13 protein-coding genes and 1 riboswitch are annotated in these 17121 nt (G+C 38.1%); of the genes, 4 read left to right on the top strand and 9 right to left on the bottom strand.

All coding sequences use genetic code 11. The features are described from left to right. Positions 1 to 10 precede the first annotated feature (10 nt). The 6 genes from EEL30_15065 to EEL30_15040 all read right to left on the bottom strand — a co-directional run bounded on the left by EEL30_15065 (position 11) and on the right by EEL30_15040 (position 8709). Complete coding sequence (locus EEL30_15065; GenBank protein QDX93494.1) at positions 11 to 1237, bottom strand: acyltransferase domain-containing protein; 1227 nt, start codon at positions 1235 to 1237, stop codon at positions 11 to 13. Positions 1238 to 1353: 116 nt separating this feature from the next. After that, entirely contained in the window at positions 1354 to 1608 is a 255-nt protein-coding gene (locus tag EEL30_15060; protein ID QDX93493.1) for an acyl carrier protein, read from the bottom strand. Between the two features lie 35 nt (positions 1609 to 1643). Beyond that, complete coding sequence (locus tag EEL30_15055) at positions 1644 to 2792, bottom strand: acyl-CoA dehydrogenase (protein ID QDX93492.1); 1149 nt, start codon at positions 2790 to 2792, stop codon at positions 1644 to 1646. A gap of 29 nt (positions 2793 to 2821) precedes the next feature. Further along, positions 2822 to 3868 carry an HAD-IIIC family phosphatase gene (locus EEL30_15050; protein QDX93491.1) on the bottom strand — a complete coding sequence of 349 codons (1047 nt, stop codon included), beginning with the start codon at positions 3866 to 3868 and terminating at the stop codon, positions 2822 to 2824. Between the two features lie 799 nt (positions 3869 to 4667). Continuing rightward, positions 4668 to 6608, bottom strand: a complete 1941-nt coding sequence (locus EEL30_15045; GenBank protein QDX93490.1) for a PTS mannose transporter subunit IIABC — start codon at positions 6606 to 6608, stop codon at positions 4668 to 4670. 142 nt (positions 6609 to 6750) lie between these two features. Continuing rightward, positions 6751 to 8709 (bottom strand): PRD domain-containing protein, encoded by a 1959-nt coding sequence (locus EEL30_15040; GenBank protein QDX93489.1) that lies wholly within the window; start codon positions 8707 to 8709, stop codon positions 6751 to 6753. 299 nt (positions 8710 to 9008) lie between these two features. Between EEL30_15040 and EEL30_15035 the strand changes: the two genes are divergently transcribed. Then, entirely contained in the window at positions 9009 to 9734 is a 726-nt protein-coding gene (locus tag EEL30_15035) for a branched-chain amino acid ABC transporter permease (protein ID QDX93488.1), read from the top strand. Beyond that, positions 9731 to 10057, top strand: a complete 327-nt coding sequence (locus EEL30_15030) for an AzlD domain-containing protein (GenBank protein QDX93487.1) — start codon at positions 9731 to 9733, stop codon at positions 10055 to 10057. The genes EEL30_15035 and EEL30_15030 overlap by 4 nt, the downstream gene beginning before the upstream one ends. 151 nt (positions 10058 to 10208) lie before the next feature. Here the strand turns inward: EEL30_15030 and pepT are convergent, their stop codons facing one another. After that, positions 10209 to 11441 carry a peptidase T gene (pepT, locus tag EEL30_15025; protein ID QDX93486.1) on the bottom strand — a complete coding sequence of 411 codons (1233 nt, stop codon included), beginning with the start codon at positions 11439 to 11441 and terminating at the stop codon, positions 10209 to 10211. 401 nt (positions 11442 to 11842) lie between these two features. Beyond that, positions 11843 to 11949, top strand: a riboswitch (SAM riboswitch). Between the two features lie 94 nt (positions 11950 to 12043). Here pepT and EEL30_15020 point away from each other — a divergent pair. After that, entirely contained in the window at positions 12044 to 13393 is a 1350-nt protein-coding gene (locus EEL30_15020; GenBank protein ID QDX93485.1) for a Na+/H+ antiporter NhaC family protein, read from the top strand. Between the two features lie 384 nt (positions 13394 to 13777). Here EEL30_15020 and EEL30_15015 read toward each other — a convergent pair whose 3' ends face one another. Together EEL30_15015 and EEL30_15010 are read right to left on the bottom strand one after the other, a co-directional pair. After that, entirely contained in the window at positions 13778 to 14353 is a 576-nt protein-coding gene (locus EEL30_15015) for a GNAT family N-acetyltransferase (protein QDX93484.1), read from the bottom strand. 472 nt (positions 14354 to 14825) lie between these two features. Further along, positions 14826 to 16076 (bottom strand): lipase, encoded by a 1251-nt coding sequence (locus tag EEL30_15010; GenBank protein QDX93483.1) that lies wholly within the window; start codon positions 16074 to 16076, stop codon positions 14826 to 14828. Positions 16077 to 16393: 317 nt separating this feature from the next. Here EEL30_15010 and EEL30_15005 point away from each other — a divergent pair, with 317 nt between their 5' ends. After that, the gene (locus tag EEL30_15005) at positions 16394 to 16777 is read left to right on the top strand and encodes an SET domain-containing protein-lysine N-methyltransferase (protein QDX93482.1); all 384 of its coding nucleotides are present in this window, start codon (positions 16394 to 16396) and stop codon (positions 16775 to 16777) included. The last annotated feature ends 344 nt before the right edge of the window (positions 16778 to 17121 follow it).

Here is a 17121-nt window from a genome sequence, read left to right as displayed (position 1 = left end):
TGATTGTAAGCTAGTTCGAAAAATTCTTATGCCCAAGCACTTTTTTCACTTGGTATGCACGTTTCCCCTCAGGCAGATTCTTTGCTAGTAATGCAGATTGGAGCATATTGATTGCGGCTACCGCATGTTCTTTTTGTGCCAGAGTCTTGGTTTCCGCCAACTGCTCATACATGTTTTGCACTTGTTCAAATGTTTGCACAACTGATTCCTCATACTCATTATTGTTCTTGTTATAGTTTTTAGTGCTTACCACTGCTGCGAGACACTTGGCAATAAGGGGCATGTACTCTTCTTCCGTGAAAAAGAAAGCATTTTTTATCACCTGTAGGTCTTGAGCTTTGTCAAACGAATATACGGGAAATTCCTTCGTATTATTCTCCAGCAGATACTTCAGCACTGTTTTCGGTCCAAGCTCGATTGCTATGTCGGCTCCTAGCGAAAGCCCATAGTGTAGCGATTCTTGCCAACGAATTGGTGAAACGAGCTGCAATGCTAGATTTTTGGAAATACTTGCGCGATCTGTGAACGGATGTGCGGTGTAATTAGATATGACCGGATATTGCGGCTGTTGGTAGTTATAATTGCTCAAAATTCCTTGGAAGCTGTTCGCAGCCTCTTTCATCAGCGGACTGTGAAACGGACCTGACATTTTTATCGGGATGGCAATTCCGCCGGCTTCGACAACTTTCTCTCCCGCTTTGCGAATGGCAATGTTAGTCCCTGAGATAGATGTTTTAAGAGGTGAGTCGTAGGCGGATACATATACTTCGTCTCCTGCTTGCGATACTTCCTCACAAATCTTCTTAACGGTTTGTGAATCAATATTTGTCACCCAAGCCATCGTACCTGCGATCCTCTTAGCTACATCATTTACAACATCACCACGTTCCAGCACCATTTGAAGAGCATCCCCAAACTGAATCGCACCCGCACAAACAAGTGCCGAATACTCCCCCAGACTATATCCCATCGAAAAAGCTGGCGAAATCCCCATTTCTTCCATAAAAACTCGGTAAGTTGTCACACCAACACAAACAAGAGCTATTTGCGAATTTTTTAATTTTTGCAGTTCATCTTTGTAGTCAGGAGAAAAACATAGCTTAGCTAAGTCAATTTTTACGGCGTCACTGGCTTCTTCAAAAGCGAGCTTCGCCACTGGAAAGTTGTCATAAAGTGTTTTACCCATTCCAAAATAATGGGAGCCCACTCCTGGAAACATGAAGATTAAGTTCAACATATTTTTTCTCCCTTATAAGTTGTTGTTTTAACATGAATCTTTGTTCATTTTGTGCCACTCTCCTATGCCGTCTACAATACCCTCCTATCCAACGAAGATCAGAAAAGAAAGCAGCATTACACTCTTGTTCCTAGTTTTTTCTCAATTAAACGCACGATATTGCTTACGGAACTAAAATTTATAAGGTCAAGTTCATCATTGTCTATGGTGATGACGAATTCTTCCTCAACAAATGTAAGCATTCTCATAGCAAATAGCGAGTTTACAAAGCCAAGTTCAAAGATATTGTCATCATCGCTAATTTCGACATGATCTTCAAAGATTACAAGATTACTTTCAATAAATTGGCGTACTTTTTCCCGTACCGTCATCACTCATCCCTCAATTCATTTATTGGTTATGAATTTTATCGCTTTTCATAGTTTTTGCTTATCGAATGTTGGGCAATCATGAGTTGCAAAACCTGTGATGTTCCCTCGATAATTTCTAGAAGCTTGGCTTCGCGGAAGAAGCGCTCCACCGGATACTGGTTGGAAAAACCATTTCCACCATGTGCTTGCACTGCATCCGTGGTTACTTCCATTACCATCTTCGAAGAAAAGTATTTCGCCATGGTGGTTTCCATTATCGAATCAGGATCCCTCTTCAATCGCATCCTTCCAGCATGGAGACAAAGAGCGCGCGCTGCGTGAATTTTTGTTGTCGCATCAGCAATGATCGCCTGCATGAGGTCAAACTCACACAGCTTCTTCCCAAACTGTGTCCTCTTACGCGAATAGGAGATCATCGCTTCCAGTGAAGCTTGAGCAATCGCTACAGCTCCCCAAGCGATGTTATAGCGTCCGTGATCAAGCCCATATGAGGCAATGTAGCTAAACCCTCCACCAACAGGGCCAAGCACATTTTCTGCTGGAACCACAACGTCCATAAATTCAACTTCTGCGATATGAGATGCCTTGCTTGCCAACAGTCCGGTCATACGTGTCGTTTTTATCCCTTCCCATTCGCGCTCCACCAAAAAAGCAGTGACTTGTCCTTCCTCTTCATGAGCCGCAATGACGAGAAATACGTCTGCAATATCGGCGAAGGAAATCCATTTTTTCACCCCTGTGATCATGTACTGGTTACCTTCTTTTCGATAATGTGTCTCTACATTTCTAGCATCTGTACCTACATTAGGTTCACTGAGTGCAAAAGCGGCTATTCTTTTGCCTTGCGTCATTAACGGGAGCCATTTCTCTTTTTGCTCTTTCGTTCCCCATCGCACAATCGTTTCACCTACGAGCGAGTTGTGAACGGTAATCAATTCACGTATGGAATTGCAGGATTTCCCTATTTGCTCTATAAACAGTCCAAATTGCACTGGATCAAGACCTAGACCTCCGTACTCTTTGGGAATACTGGCAGTGAGGTATCCTTTCTCCCCCATTTCCCTAATAAGTTCAGAGGGCAATTCTTCGTTCAACTCAAACTCTTTCGCGTATGGATGAATCCTTTCTTCAGAAAATCGCTCCACTTCAACTAAAATATCTGATTGTTGCACACTTATCTTCATACGGTATATCTCCTGTTCTTTCCGTTTTATTATCTCTTTTTGATAACGTGATTTACTTTTACGTAGATATAAGGCGGAAACGGTTGAATCATAGACAAATCATTTTCGAAAACGACATTCCCTTCATCATCAGAAGAAATTTCCTTGAAGTTAGCGAAGCGGTAAGTCGCGTACATCATGCGGTTCCGGTCTGTCTTGCGGAAGTCAGCAAGCAACATTTTTCCTTCTTCCTTGGCTTCTTGCATAATATGGCTAAGAAGTACCGTACCAACACCCCTAGACATGACCCGGCAAGACATGAGAAGAAGCTTGACATGCCATGCTTCCTCGGTTATTTCCACAAGTGATAATCCAATTTTGCCGTAAGATCCGTACTTATCCGTGAGTTCACATACAAATAATTTATATTTATCATTGGTGCGAAAAGCGTTCAGTTCATCATAATCATAGGTAATCCCTGTTGAGTTCAATTGATTGGTACGAATGGTTAGCTCTTCAGCGCGTTTGAGATCTTCTTCTTGTGCTTCTGAGATGATAAACTTCATCTCAAGAGAAGCGAGAAAGGATTCTTGCGGCCCCACAAATGATTGTTCTTCTTCGTTACGTATGATATCTTCCAGATACATATGTCGACGTCTTTTCGAATCTTCCGTGATAAATGTAGGGTTGAGACGAGGATGATAAATAAGATTTGTATATTCAGTATCACTCATGCAAGTAACTTGTGAATGAACGCTACTTACCTCGTCACGCTCAAACGGTTGATCGTCAATAAATAAGATGGTATCTATGCCGATATTTACGTTTTTTTGTATAGTAGAGATATTCGCTGATTTGGCATTCCAATTAATCTGGGGATAGAGGAAATATTCAGCGATCCCAAACTCCTTCAGCTTTTCGTACGCTAACTCAAAATCATTCTTGCTAGCGATAGAATGCAGGATACCACGTGAGTCTAATTCTTTGATAATCTCCACAATCCCGGGACGAAGCTGAACATGGGAGGATTCTAGCAAAATCCCTTCCCAAATCGTATTGTCCAAGTCCCAAATCACGCATTTTATTTCTTTTTCCATGATTTTCTCCCTCTTTTCGTATCCGATATCTTCATCAGCCGTCCATTTCTTGTAAAACCGGCAATTATACAAAGCCTAAATCCAAAAACCATTTCACCGAATCCTTATTGTAAATCGTGTCTCCTTAAGAGATAGGAGGAACCATCCTGGAACCAGTCCCATGTATGTAGCGTTTCTTCGAGATAACTCCAAAAAATAATGGAATCTTACCCCCAAAAACTTTCTTAGGCTAAATGAAGTTAGGTCACGCAAAGTTGAAAAAGTTATGGATTATATTCCATCTTATTCCAAATATATCAAAAAAACTAAAATTATACTACATTAATAAAGTCTCATTTTGAATTTTTTTCCTTTTTCTGTGTTTAGCTACTCTTTTATACCTATCTGCTTCCCTTTTCATTCCATATTTCACCACATAACATGCTCCTACATATCACTAATGATTTTGTCCAAAGCCTGAGCACCTGATCTGGCACTGTTAGATAAAAGGGAACGTATTACACCCTAAAAAAACAGGCTATCCGACCCACATCGATCGAATAGCCTGTTTTGATTTCTTATCATTCTAATGTAACGGGTTTGCCGCTTAATACAAGATGGGACCACTCACTGTATCCCGCATTTGTTTACAGAACGAAAATCCATCTGTTCCGGCTACCTCTCTCTATCCTTGCTTTCTTTCAAAATAGTATAAGAAAAGACACATGAATACTCAATCAGGCTCATCTTTACGATGAAAAATTTGAGGCCCTCTCCCCTTACGTAAGGAGAAAAGGCCTCGATTATACTATATCTGTATTTACTCAATAGTCTCTAATAGTTGATACGCTTCTTCTTTTGTTTTAATAGACAATAATTGTTCTCTAAAGCTTTCATCCATGAGCTTTCGAGAGAGCATCTGAAGAATTTTCAAGTGTTCATTTCCTTCACTTTCTTTAGGAACAGCGATCATAAAAATGAGCTTTGCATCTGTACCATCAAGGCTCGTCCAGTCTACTCCGTCACTTTTAAGTCCAAATACCACACTTGTTTTTTTGACTGCATCTGATTTTCCATGAGGGATGGCAATGTTCATACCAATTCCTGTGGAACTTTCTTGTTCGCGGCTTAGTATCGCTTGTTTGAAATCTGAAATAGAACTAATAGCTCCAGCGCTATCTAATTTTTGAATCATTTCATCAATGACCTCATCACGTGTTGATCCCGCTACGTTTACATCAATAAGCTCTAGACTGGTGATATCCGTCAATTTTTTGATTTCCACCGTTGTCGCTTTTTTTTCTTCTTTTAGAAGGTGTCGTTGAGGTATAGATTCCGCTACTGCCTGTGTTTCTAGAACATCTACTTTTTGTATATCTTTTTTTAAGATATTGACTAAAACAGCTGTTACAATCGCACCAACAATGACGGCGATAAAGAACATCAACACATTATCAACAGCTCCAAGAACTGCAACGATTGGACCTCCATGTGCTACTTTATCTCCAACATGTCCCATCATTGCAATAACCGAGCCTACCATCGAACCAATCATAATACTTGGGATAACACGGAATGGATCTTGAGCTGCAAACGGAATGGCTCCTTCCGTGATTCCAAATAACCCCATTGTAAATGTTGCTTTACCCGCTTCTCTTTCTGCATCCTGATATTTTTTCTTACCTAAGAAAGTAGCTAAACCCATACCAATCGGAGGAATACAGATAGCAACTGCAATCGATCCCATGATATCGTAGTTACCTTCTGCAATCATGGCAGAACCGAAAAGGAAAGCAACTTTATTAACCGGACCGCCCATATCAAAGGAAATCATAGCACCTAAAATAAGGGCTAAAAGAATGGAGCTTGTACCTTGCATACTTGATAACCATGCTGTTAACGACTCAAAAACTTGGGCTATAGGTGCGCCTATCACATAAACAAATACCAGACCTACAATAAGTGACGCAAATACTGGAATGATAATAATCGGCATAATAGGCTGAATTGCTTTTGGAACTTTTATGTTTTTAATTCCTAATGCTACGTAACCAGCCAGAAAACCTGCAATAATACCACCAATAAAACCGGCACCAGCCGCACTTCCATAAAAACTACCATTCGCTGCAATGAATCCACCAATCATACCGGGAGCAAGACCTGGTCTGTCGGCAATACTAAAGGCAATGAAACCGGCAAGAATAGGAACCATGAAAGTAAATGATGCAGCACCAAGCTTTTCAATTGTCTTCCAGAATGAAGCATCCGGTATCACCAAACCACCAGGTGTCTTTTCTCCCCCAAGTGTTAACGCAATAGCGATTAATAATCCACCGATAACGATGAATGGGACCATGTATGATACACCACTCATCAAATGACGATAAACCGAATTTTGTTTATCAGCTTTCTCACTACTATTGTTCTCGATAGATTTTGATTGGGCTTGATAGACAGGTACTTCTCCACTTATTACTAATTTAATTAATTCTTGAGGTTTACGAATACCATCTTGAACCCCAACAAGCAATACTTTCTTTCCAATGAATCGATCTTTATCAACCGTTTTATCAGCTGCGATAATGATACCGTCCGCTTCACGAATATCCTGTTCTGTAAGTTTATTTTCTACTCCAATAGAGCCTTGCGTTTCAACTTTCATTTGAATTCCTAATTTATCGGCAGCTTTTTGTAGATTTTCTGCCGCCATATACGTATGGGCAATCCCATTAGGACATGAAGTAATCGCTAAGAGTTTCATCACTAATCCCCCTTTATCTATTTCGAAATCGCTTACACATACTATACTGCGAAATCCTTGAGATAAAAGTTTAGTTTTTTTCCGTTGTTTCCGGAAAAATCGATTTTATTACTCTGAAATAGGCAAAGAAAGATGAATGATGTTATTTTTTTTTGTGTAAATGAGATAAAAATTGCATGGTGTCTGTTTCCTTCATGAGTGTTTGAATAAAGGCAGGTTGTTCACTGATAAACGACAATTCACGAAATAGCTGTTTTGTATCTTCTTGATTATCATTCTTAACTGCCAGCATAAATACGAGTGATACTTTCTCAGGTCCCCATTCAATCGGTTCATGTAATGTAGCAATGGCAATCGCTGAATGTTTAATCAGTTTGGGGTTTCCATGTGGAATAGCAACACCTGCACCAATGTTCGTAGCTGACATTCTTTCCCGGGTAATTGCATGATGCGTATATTCTTTTTCCACAAAGCCTTTTTCATACAAGACAGTGGCAAGCATCTCGATTAACTCATAACGATGCTCTACATCCTGCTGCAAAAACACTAAAAATGGTGTGGTAAACTTCAAAAGCACAGATTCTTTTGGTGCTTGTTGAATTGGTTCATCAAGCTGTTTGATAAAATTCTCCAGTCTCTTTTCTTCCGTTGCTTCTAACAAAGGAGATACAACAAGATAAGGGAGATTTACTTCAGGCAGAGAAACAGTAGATACAACAAAGTCGACGTCATGATTAGCAAGATACTCTTTTACGTCAGCCTTCGCTATGCACGCTATAATATTGATCGAAATAAATTTCCGTTCAAGCTTTGTTCGTAAGAGCTGAGACATTCCAATTCCCATATGGCAAACGATGACAGCTTCCTTCGTTTTTTTCCTGATGCTATTGAATCGTTCAATGGACGCTTGAAAATGTAGGACGAGATAGGCCGCTTCCTCCTCAGGTATCGAAAGAGATAGCGATTGATTTACTTCTTCTAATGCGCAAAGCACCATATCAAACATATAAGGATACATTCTTTTTATATCACTCAGCATCGGATTCGATACAGAAAGTCCGTAATTGAGGCGATTTAAGGTTGTATATAAATGAACCTTCAAGCCGTTTATCAAGGTTTCATCATTTGTAAATTCAATCATATTGAACTCGGACATACGCTGGATCAATAGAAGCAGAAGCTGAGAAAGAACAGGGTTATCTTTAGTAAGATCATCTATTTCAGATGTTTCGTTCCTTTGTTGATAACGAACTTTCCCTCCTAAAATATGTAATGCTAAATAAGTAATTTCCACTTCCGGAAACCTCACTGCAAAAGCACGTTCTAGTTGTTTGAGGAATTCAGAAGTCCATTCATATTCTTTTTTATTCTGTAGAAGAGATCTTTCTTTTTCAGAGAGGGTAATAGGCTGTTTAAGCTTTGTCCGCCTAATCATCAGGAGTGCATGTACAATCAATCCTTCAAACGTTTCATCCGTAAAAAAGATGGAATGTTCCTTTTGTAGCTCTTTTAATGCATTTCTTACAATCTCAACCTCATGAGACGAAAATTGTTCTTTAATAAATGAATCACTTAGCTGGGAATTGTTGGTCAACTGGGATAATCGAGCTAATGCCGTTCTTTTATCCTTTTCATTCCCTTCAATTATGAGGCCTACTTTTTGCTTAGAAATCAATGTTAGGCCCCAAGCCTTGAGCCAATTTTCGATTTTATCCAAACTTTTTTTAATGACCGCTTTATTCACAAAATATTGGGAAGCAAGATCCTGCGCTATTATCGGCTTTACGTTCATTAATAACTGATAAGCTATTTCAAGAATCATTTTTTCATCAGATTCATATTTAACTGGATGATTCACCATGAGTAGTTTGTGAAATAAGCTTGTTTTTTCATGATCTTCTATTTCTAAAAAAACACCTAATCCCGGTTTTCGGATTATGGTAGCATGTGAATGTTCCCTAAGATAGTCTTGAATCCTTTTAAAATCATTACGAATGGTCTTTTCGGAGCAACCGACTTTCTCTGCAATTTCTTGTATTAATACATGCTGATCGGATTGAGTTAATAAGATACGCAAGATTTCTATTTGTCTCGCATTCATTTGATTCACCTGCTTATCTATGTAGCAATCTTGTATAAATTATATATCGGATTTAACATCACTTTTTATACCATATATTTAGTGAAAATACTATATACGCTTCTGATAATAATATGATATAAAAAAGAACCAAGTATCTATCTTGGCACTAAAGAATTTAAAAGATTCAAAGTAGTTGCTAACTTTATATTCCCTTGATAAAATGTAGTTTTTAACAACATGGAACGCACTGCCTCTACTTTTATTTTTAAAAATCATGAGATGAATAGAAGCTAAATAGACAACAGAGGATGGTAACAATGAATATGGTAAAAGCGTCAAGCATCGATGAAAGTAATGCTTCAACATTCTTACAAGGTGTAAAAGATTGTATCCCTACATTGTTAGGCTACATCAGCATTGGGCTTGCAGCTGGTGTTATAGGGGTATCTTCCCACCTGAGTATCTTAGAAATTACATTATTATCAGCTTTGGTTTATGCTGGATCTGCTCAATTTATCATTTGTGCTCTACTAGCAACTAATAGTCCCTCATCAGCAATTATTGTAACAACTTTTATTGTAAACCTACGTAATTTTTTATTAAGCGCAACACTCGCCCCATATTTTACAAAATATTCTTTATTAAAAAACATTGGTATTGGTGCATTAGTTACAGATGAGTCGTTTGGTGTTGCCATAAATAAAATTACCAAGGGAGAACAGATTAATGATCGTTGGATGAATGGATTAAATCTTACAGCTTATATCATTTGGATAGCTTCGTGTATGCTAGGAGCAATTCTTGGAAAATGGATTACGAATCCAATGGTATTTGGATTAGATTTTGCTTTAACAGCTATGTTTGTGGCTTTACTAGTATTACAGTTGCATAATATGAAACCTTCAAAACTCAAACATTCTCTCTGGCTGATTGCATATATGATAATAGCCATGCTGGTATTATCTTTTTTTGTACCTTCCCATGTTGCTGTTATTTTGTCTACGATTATTGTAGCTACTATTGGGGTGGTGACAGATAAATGAGTGTGAATCAATCTATTTTCTTTGTGATACTTGGATGTACTATCGTCACAGTAGTCCCACGAATTTTACCATTTTTAGTGGTACGAAATTTACATTTACCTGATCCTGTACTAAAATGGCTTTCTTTTATACCTATCTGTATCCTTACAGCACTCGTTGTAGAAAATGTCATTATAAAGACTAGTCATTCTATAGAAATAAATTGGTTAACACTCATTGCTATCGTTCCTACTCTATTATTAGCTTTACGAACGAAAAGCTTAGCTGTAACCGTAATTTTTGGCGTTATTCTTATGGGTTTATTGAGATTATTCACTACCTAATTTATCTTAGAAGCAGATTTTGACTTATGATTTCCGGGTATTTCATAAGAAAATCCCCGTAGGGTCAACAGCAATGTATCCATGTTCACATGAACTCCATTACCTGTTGACCCTACGGGGATAATATCAAAGAGACTCCAGACCAATTTCTTTATGCTTTTTCTTCAAACAAGCGTGCTATTTCGATAATAACTTGAACCGCTTTTTCCATATTATCTACAGAAACATATTCGAATTTACCATGATAATTTTCCCCACCGGTAAAAATATTTGGTGTTGGAAGACCCATATACGATAATTGGGAACCATCCGTACCGCCTCGGATCGGGCTGATTACTGGCTCGATATCGAGGTTTTTCATTGCTTCATAAGCAATATCAACAACTTCCCTGACCGGTTCTATTTTATCACGCATATTATAGTACTGATCTTTCATCTCGATAATGATATTTTCTGCTCCGTATTTCTCCTGCATCTGTTTCACGATACCCGCCACTTTCTCTTTTCGGGCGTTAAAGTTATCTTGATCAAAGTCTCTGATTATGTAATGAGATTTACTTTGTTCAACATCACCATGTACTGAGATAAGGTGGTAAAAGCCCTCGTAGCCATCCGTATACTCCGGTGCTTCTGCTGCGGGGAGTTGTCCATGAAATTCCATCGCTAGCTTACTTGCGTTAAGCATTTTATCCTTGGCTGTTCCAGGATGCGTGCTAATTCCTTTAAAGGTGAGCTTGACTCCAGCGGCATTAAAGCTTTCATACTCCAATCCACCTAGTGCTCCACCATCTATCGTATACCCAAATTCTGCGCCAAATGCAGCTACGTCAAAATGAGCCGGTCCTCGGCTGATTTCTTCGTCAGGGGTGAATGCCACTCTGATTTTTCCATGCTTGATTTCCGGGTGTTTCAATAGATAATCCATTGCCGTTACTATTTCAGTAATTCCAGCTTTATCATCTGCTCCGAGCAATGTTGTTCCATCAGTAGTTATCAGTGTATGACCTTTATAGGACGGCAACTCTGGGAATAATTCGGGAGTTAAAACAACGCCAAGTCCTTGATTTAGTATAATAGCTTTGCCATCAAAATTTTCGTGGACTTGCGGATTGACATTTTTACCTATAAAATCCGTGGCAGTATCCAGATGAGCTAAAAAGCCGATCACTGGAACCTGCTTGTGCGTATTTGCAGGGAGTGTCGCCATTACATATCCATTTTCATCCATCGTGACTTCCGATAGTCCCGTCGCTTTTAATTCTTCGACTAGCATTTTACCTAACTCAATTTGTCCTGCTGTTGACGGGACTGTATGGCTCTCGTCGTTGGATTGGGTGTCCACTTTTACATATCTTGTAAAGCGATCTATGATTGCTTGCTTCAATCAAATTCACTCCCTTGTTTTCATTGAATCTTTTTTTATTATACCGCTTACTGGACGATATTACCATTTATACTGACTGTAACTGTTCCATCAACTCAACGACCTAAAAGACATTATTACGTTGATGTAAATGTCGTGAACAATGTAAGATTCATTGATTATCATCCATAAATTACGATTCGTCTTATTGAAAAGGGAAAATATAATCCAACTTTGAAATTATGCCTGGAAATTTGTTGTGCGGTAAATAAGTTTTTTGGGTTGAAATGGGAGGAATTTCAAATGAGAACAGACGAACGCTTAGTAACAAAAAAAGAATCCTATATTAAAAACATTTGACATTTTGTTTATCAACGAGTAAAGTAAAAAAAGCTTAGTGATAGAAAATAAAATATGAAACCTTCTTATCTAGAGAGGCGGAGGGACTGGCCCTTTGATGCCTCGGCAGCGGACTCGTAATTAGAGTGCTGTGCCAAATCCAGCAAGCAATGTGCTTGAAAGATGAGAAGAGTGTTTCTTATATCTTATATAAGACCTCTTCTCATAAGAAGAGGTCTTCTTCATTTTTTGAAGGAAAAGTTTAGTAATAGAGAGGTGTTAGTATGAAACAGACAAAAGGAAGTGCGTTGGCATTATTGCCGCTCGGTATATTTTTAGTACTATTTATAGGCTCTGGAGTTATTACAGGAGATTTTTATCAGCTTCCCATCATAGTTGCTATTTTGATTGCAGTTACAGTTGCATTAGCGATGAATAGAAATGAAACCTTTACGACAAAGGTAGAACGGTTTGCTAAAGGGGCCGGCAATCCTAATATCATAATTATGCTATTAATCTTTGTATTGGCAGGAGCGTTTTCCCAAGCAGCAAAAGGCATGGGCAGCGTTGAAGCTACAGTGAACTTAGCTCTTTCCGTTTTACCTCAAGGTTTCGTAGTTGTAGGCTTATTTATAATCGCTGCATTTATCTCGTTAGCGATGGGGACATCTATGGGGACTATTGCTGCATTAGCGCCAATTGCAATAGGGATTAGCGAACAAACAGATATCTCGATCGCCCTCACAATTGCAACAGTTGTTGGAGGAGCGATGTTCGGTGATAATTTATCATTTATATCTGATACGACAATTGCCGCCGTACGCACGCAAGGAACGGAAATGAAAGATAAATTCAAAACAAACTTTTTAATTGTATTACCAGCTGCTATTATAACGATCATACTTTTAGTCGTTCTTACATTAGGAAATCATACAAATATGGTAACAGGTACGTTCAATTGGGTGAAAATTTTACCGTATGCAGGAGTGCTGATTGCAGCCTTACTTGGATGGAATGTCCTAGTCGTTCTGGCAGGAGGAACTGTATTATCAGGTATTATCGGTATGGTAGATGGAAGCTACACACTTGCAACTTTCTTCAAAAATGTCACAGTAGGAATTAGCGGAATGATGGAGCTCGTGTTATTAACAATGTTAATTGGTGGAATGATTGAGATTATTCAACATAATGGCGGGATTCATTATCTAATGAATGTATTGACGCGCAACATTCGTTCGAAGAAGGGAGCAGAATTTGGAATTGCTGGGCTTGTGAGCATGACAAATATGTGTACAGCTAATAATACAATTGCTATTATTTTTGCAGGGCCGCTTGCTAAAAATATTTCAGATCAATATGAGATTGATCCGAGAAAATCGGCGAGCTTACTAGATTTATTTTCTTGTAGCGTACAAGGGATCATTCCGTACGGGGCTCAAATGTTAACCGCAGCGGGATTTGCTTCACTGTCACCAATCGATCTATTGCCGTATGCTTTTTATCCAATGCTAGTTGCTGTTTGTGGCATTATTTCAATTATGATTAACTTTCCACGTTTTTCATCGGAAACAAAGAAAGATAGTATCATAAAACAGCATAATGAGAAAGAGGATGTCCTGTACGAGACAACTTAATTGTACTCTCATACCATAAAAACGAACCAAAAGAAAAAATGCTACTTATTTCGGCAGAATCAATAAAATGAAAGAACAATAGCTAAATAGTGGTAGTTTAAGAGGCAGTAGGAATAATCCTACTGCTTTTCTATTGATGATATTTTTGTCATTGACGTGTCGAACGTAAGCTTCATCTTTCAACTCTCGAACGAATATAATTTTATCTCCTGTGGCACTTCATTTGTCCAAACAGATGTTGCTGATAGCAGATAAAGACTACTCCATCTACTCATATTGGCGTAACACTCCTTCTCTGCTATGGACACCGGGGACACAAAACGTAGCCATAAAAAAATGGCGATGGGGTTATATCAGTTCTGCTGAACTTGCCGCAATTTTTGGTTACCACAGCATCTTTTCACCTAACTCAAGATAAACATCAGTTTCCTCAAAAGCAGGTCGATTCTGCTGAGCTTTATTTGAGAAAAAACGTATCATCGTAGACAGACCTAAAGAATCACTTCGAAAAGGCTTATTACGTGTCCCGCCGATAAGGTTTGTATTTTTTATATGTTCCCATCCGCCTTGATTATAGAAGTAAACCAAAGGCGGCTTACAAGTAAATATGCCGATATCTGGATCATTTTTTTCTATAAATGAAACAGCTTCTTTTACAAGCTTTAAACCGAATCCTTGATTGCGATAAGAAGGGTTTGTCATGACCTCACTTAGTCCAAACACTTTATAAGTTTGTCCTTGATGTTTTATATATTTCCAAGAAACAGCAATGTGACTGATTACTATGTGGTTCTCAATAAGAACTAAAGAGGTTGGATGAATTTCTGGATTACTTGGCCAAAGTATATTCTCCCCCATACATTCGAACGCTTGAGGCCACTCACGTCGCATTAATGTGATTATTTGTTCTTTAATCGGTATAGGGCAATCTTCCTGAGGAAATTGTAGCAATGTATTCATATTTCGCCATCCTTTGCTGGGCCAATATTAGCCATTGTTTCACATAGTACCAACTAACGATCACAAATGACCGCTACTTGGTACTATGGTGACATGAAAGTGCTATAAATTGGCTATTCATGTTCACTAACGTAGTAAGTATATCAGAAAATTTATGTCCGCTAAGGTCTTAACGTACTATTTTCGCATTCGGTTGGCGGTACCCGGGTACGACCAACCGTTGCGTTGATAATCTACATTTTGTTTGACCATGTTGTTATGAAGTTGTTGAAAAAGGACACAGTAGGAAACTAGCAAAACATGTCATATAAACATAACTTACTACAAGAAAGCTTTTGGTACCATGAGCTAATAACCGATTCACCTACATTCACTATATCTGGGGAAAACAAATAAATTCTTAAGTATCGATTCAATCGCCTTTTCTTTGCCAAGTGGAAAGGTTCCGAGGGACCATCTGAAAAGTATCCCTTTATTCTGGTAAAGCTGTTACCATTTCGGCAATACCTCGATAAAAAGCAGTAATATCAGAGAAGCCAAATGTATCAGATATGCTTAATCCAATAAGATCTAGATGATCCCAGTCTACTTTTTTACCTAAATAATTCCACTTTCCGATTTGTGCAATCTGATTATACGAAACAATTTCATCTGTTGATGGACCCATCATGGAAATTGTATTAATTACTCCATCATTTTCCCACCAGGATGCATCAATAATCGGTCGGTTTTGTTCATTTCGTATATATGATCCCATGAATAAAGCATTTCCCATTAATGCTTTATTCATTGTCAAGGTTGGAATATGCACTCCTGTCAAGATTCCAGCTTTTGTGGCACTAGCACTATAAGAAAAATAAAATACATCTGGTTGAGCCTTTACCCAGCTATTTAATTCTCTGGCCCCATCTGTACTAAGATCCCATTGACTAGTATCTTTTGTTTCTTTCCAAATTGAACTATTCCATACACGCTTTGAATAATTGAGAAACGATTCACCTTTATTTTTCTTAATTCCCCATTGATCCAATTTAAAATCATAAAATATTAAATCAGAACTATGCACAAAAAAAGCGGTAGCAACAAGAAGCTCCTTAGCAAACGGAATAAACGTACTTATACCGTCAGCTAAAGTTGTCCCATTATGAGGAGTTGCAATTGTAGTGACACTCCGGACAAATGATTTTCCTCCTTCAAACAATGGAGAAATCTCCACTTCAGAACGCTGATTTGCATATTCTTTTTCCTCACGATTCCCTTCTTTTAGTAATTGGACAAGAGTACGCGCTGTTTGTCCTCCCATACTATGGCCAACTAGATGAACTTTGTTGTTTTCATTCCAGTTCAACACAAACCCTTCATAAGTACGCCCAAAGCGGGCATGTCCATGTTCATCAGCATGGGCCGCTCCATAATCTACTGTTCCTCCATTTATTTGAGCATATAACTCACAAGCACGGTCCCAATTACTTGAAACGGGACCAATTTCTGAAGTAAATACCTGGTAGCCATCTTTTTTTAACTTTTCTTGTATATCATGTAAGCCACCCCAATACTTGAATCCTAGTATTTCTTCTCTTCCCCAACCAAGAAAGCCATTAACAAGAATGATTGGTCTATTGTTGTTATTTTCTGATAACTCTTCCGCGTTTACTACAGGTAAAGGCTTCATACAAGCACATATCATCAATGAAATAACCAAGAATAACAACGTTTTCTTCATATTACCTCTCCTTCCTATCAGACAAGATTTGGATGATGATATACCCGCGCAAAAAAGTGATAGTGAAACAATAACAACTAGAGATAAAGTAGCTAACATGTAGAACACTCCTCTCACCCACAAGTTATTGTTAAAAATAAAGCATATAAATAAAGTATATTATTTTATTAATATTTTACAATATTTTGAAATAAATTATTTATACGGATTTCAATTCAAATTTATAAAACCTCTAAGATTGATTAGTTAAATTAGTTGCTTTCATCCTTATGAACTAGTAAGCTTATAAAGATAATCAATATAGAAGGAACGAGTAGATGACTAACATGATTGAAATAAAAAATTCCACACTTAGTAATGGTGAGTTCAATAGAGGAGTTTTCGCGACACGTGATATAAGAAAAGGTGAGCTTATACATGCGGCACCGGTGATTCCTTATCCGAATGAGGAGCATGTTTTCATAGAGAAAACACTCCTTGCTGACTACGCGTTTGAGTATGGTGAGAATCATACTGCACTCCTCTTAGGTTATGGTATGCTGTTTAACCACTCATATAATCCCAATGCCACTTATGAAAATAACTTTGAGAACATCACGATTGATTTCTATGCTTACACAGATATAAAATCAGGAGAAGAGGTACTAATCAACTATAATGGTGATATCGACAACGAAGATCCACTATGGTTTGATAAGTAAAAAGGCAATAATCGCAAAGAAAAAAACCAATTGATGATATTTCTTATCATTAATTGGTTTTTTTCTTTGTTTCTATCATCCTCCTTTTCACATTCCTGTTGAAATGAAAATAACACGTAAGCCCATGCTTCGAATTTTCCTCTTTACACGATGCTGTTCTTTAACTCAATAAAAAAAGAGCTGTTTTTCAGCCCCTCCAAAAATTAATGGATGAAAGCAATCATAATCAATACGAGATAGGGATGTGTTCATCACAGAGGTTGAAAAAACGTCACTCTTTTTAAAATTGGTGACTAGGTTTTTTAGCAATATGGAGAACCATCGCAATGGTATGTTAATGGATG

It is taken from the genome of Brevibacillus laterosporus, assembly GCA_007833815.1.
Taxonomy (GTDB): Bacteria; Bacillota; Bacilli; order Brevibacillales; family Brevibacillaceae; genus Brevibacillus_B; species Brevibacillus_B laterosporus_D.
Note: the sequence above shows the minus strand (reverse complement) of the source record. Positions and strands in the feature narration are given on the sequence as shown.

Bases quoted from the DNA above. Each gene is read 5' to 3' on its own strand.
- EEL30_15065 (QDX93494.1), bottom strand. From the start codon at position 1,237: ATGTTGAACTTAATCTTCATGTTTCCAGGAGTGGGCTCCCATTATTTT.
- EEL30_15060 (QDX93493.1), bottom strand. From the start codon at position 1,608: ATGACGGTACGGGAAAAAGTACGCCAATTTATTGAAAGTAATCTTGTA.
- EEL30_15055 (QDX93492.1), bottom strand. From the start codon at position 2,792: ATGAAGATAAGTGTGCAACAATCAGATATTTTAGTTGAAGTGGAGCGA.
- EEL30_15050 (QDX93491.1), bottom strand. From the start codon at position 3,868: ATGGAAAAAGAAATAAAATGCGTGATTTGGGACTTGGACAATACGATT.
- EEL30_15045 (QDX93490.1), bottom strand. From the start codon at position 6,608: ATGAAACTCTTAGCGATTACTTCATGTCCTAATGGGATTGCCCATACG.
- EEL30_15040 (QDX93489.1), bottom strand. From the start codon at position 8,709: ATGAATGCGAGACAAATAGAAATCTTGCGTATCTTATTAACTCAATCC.
- EEL30_15035 (QDX93488.1), top strand. From the start codon at position 9,009: ATGAATATGGTAAAAGCGTCAAGCATCGATGAAAGTAATGCTTCAACA.
- EEL30_15030 (QDX93487.1), top strand. From the start codon at position 9,731: ATGAGTGTGAATCAATCTATTTTCTTTGTGATACTTGGATGTACTATC.
- EEL30_15020 (QDX93485.1), top strand. From the start codon at position 12,044: ATGAAACAGACAAAAGGAAGTGCGTTGGCATTATTGCCGCTCGGTATA.
- EEL30_15015 (QDX93484.1), bottom strand. From the start codon at position 14,353: ATGAATACATTGCTACAATTTCCTCAGGAAGATTGCCCTATACCGATT.
- EEL30_15010 (QDX93483.1), bottom strand. From the start codon at position 16,076: ATGAAGAAAACGTTGTTATTCTTGGTTATTTCATTGATGATATGTGCT.
- EEL30_15005 (QDX93482.1), top strand. From the start codon at position 16,394: ATGACTAACATGATTGAAATAAAAAATTCCACACTTAGTAATGGTGAG.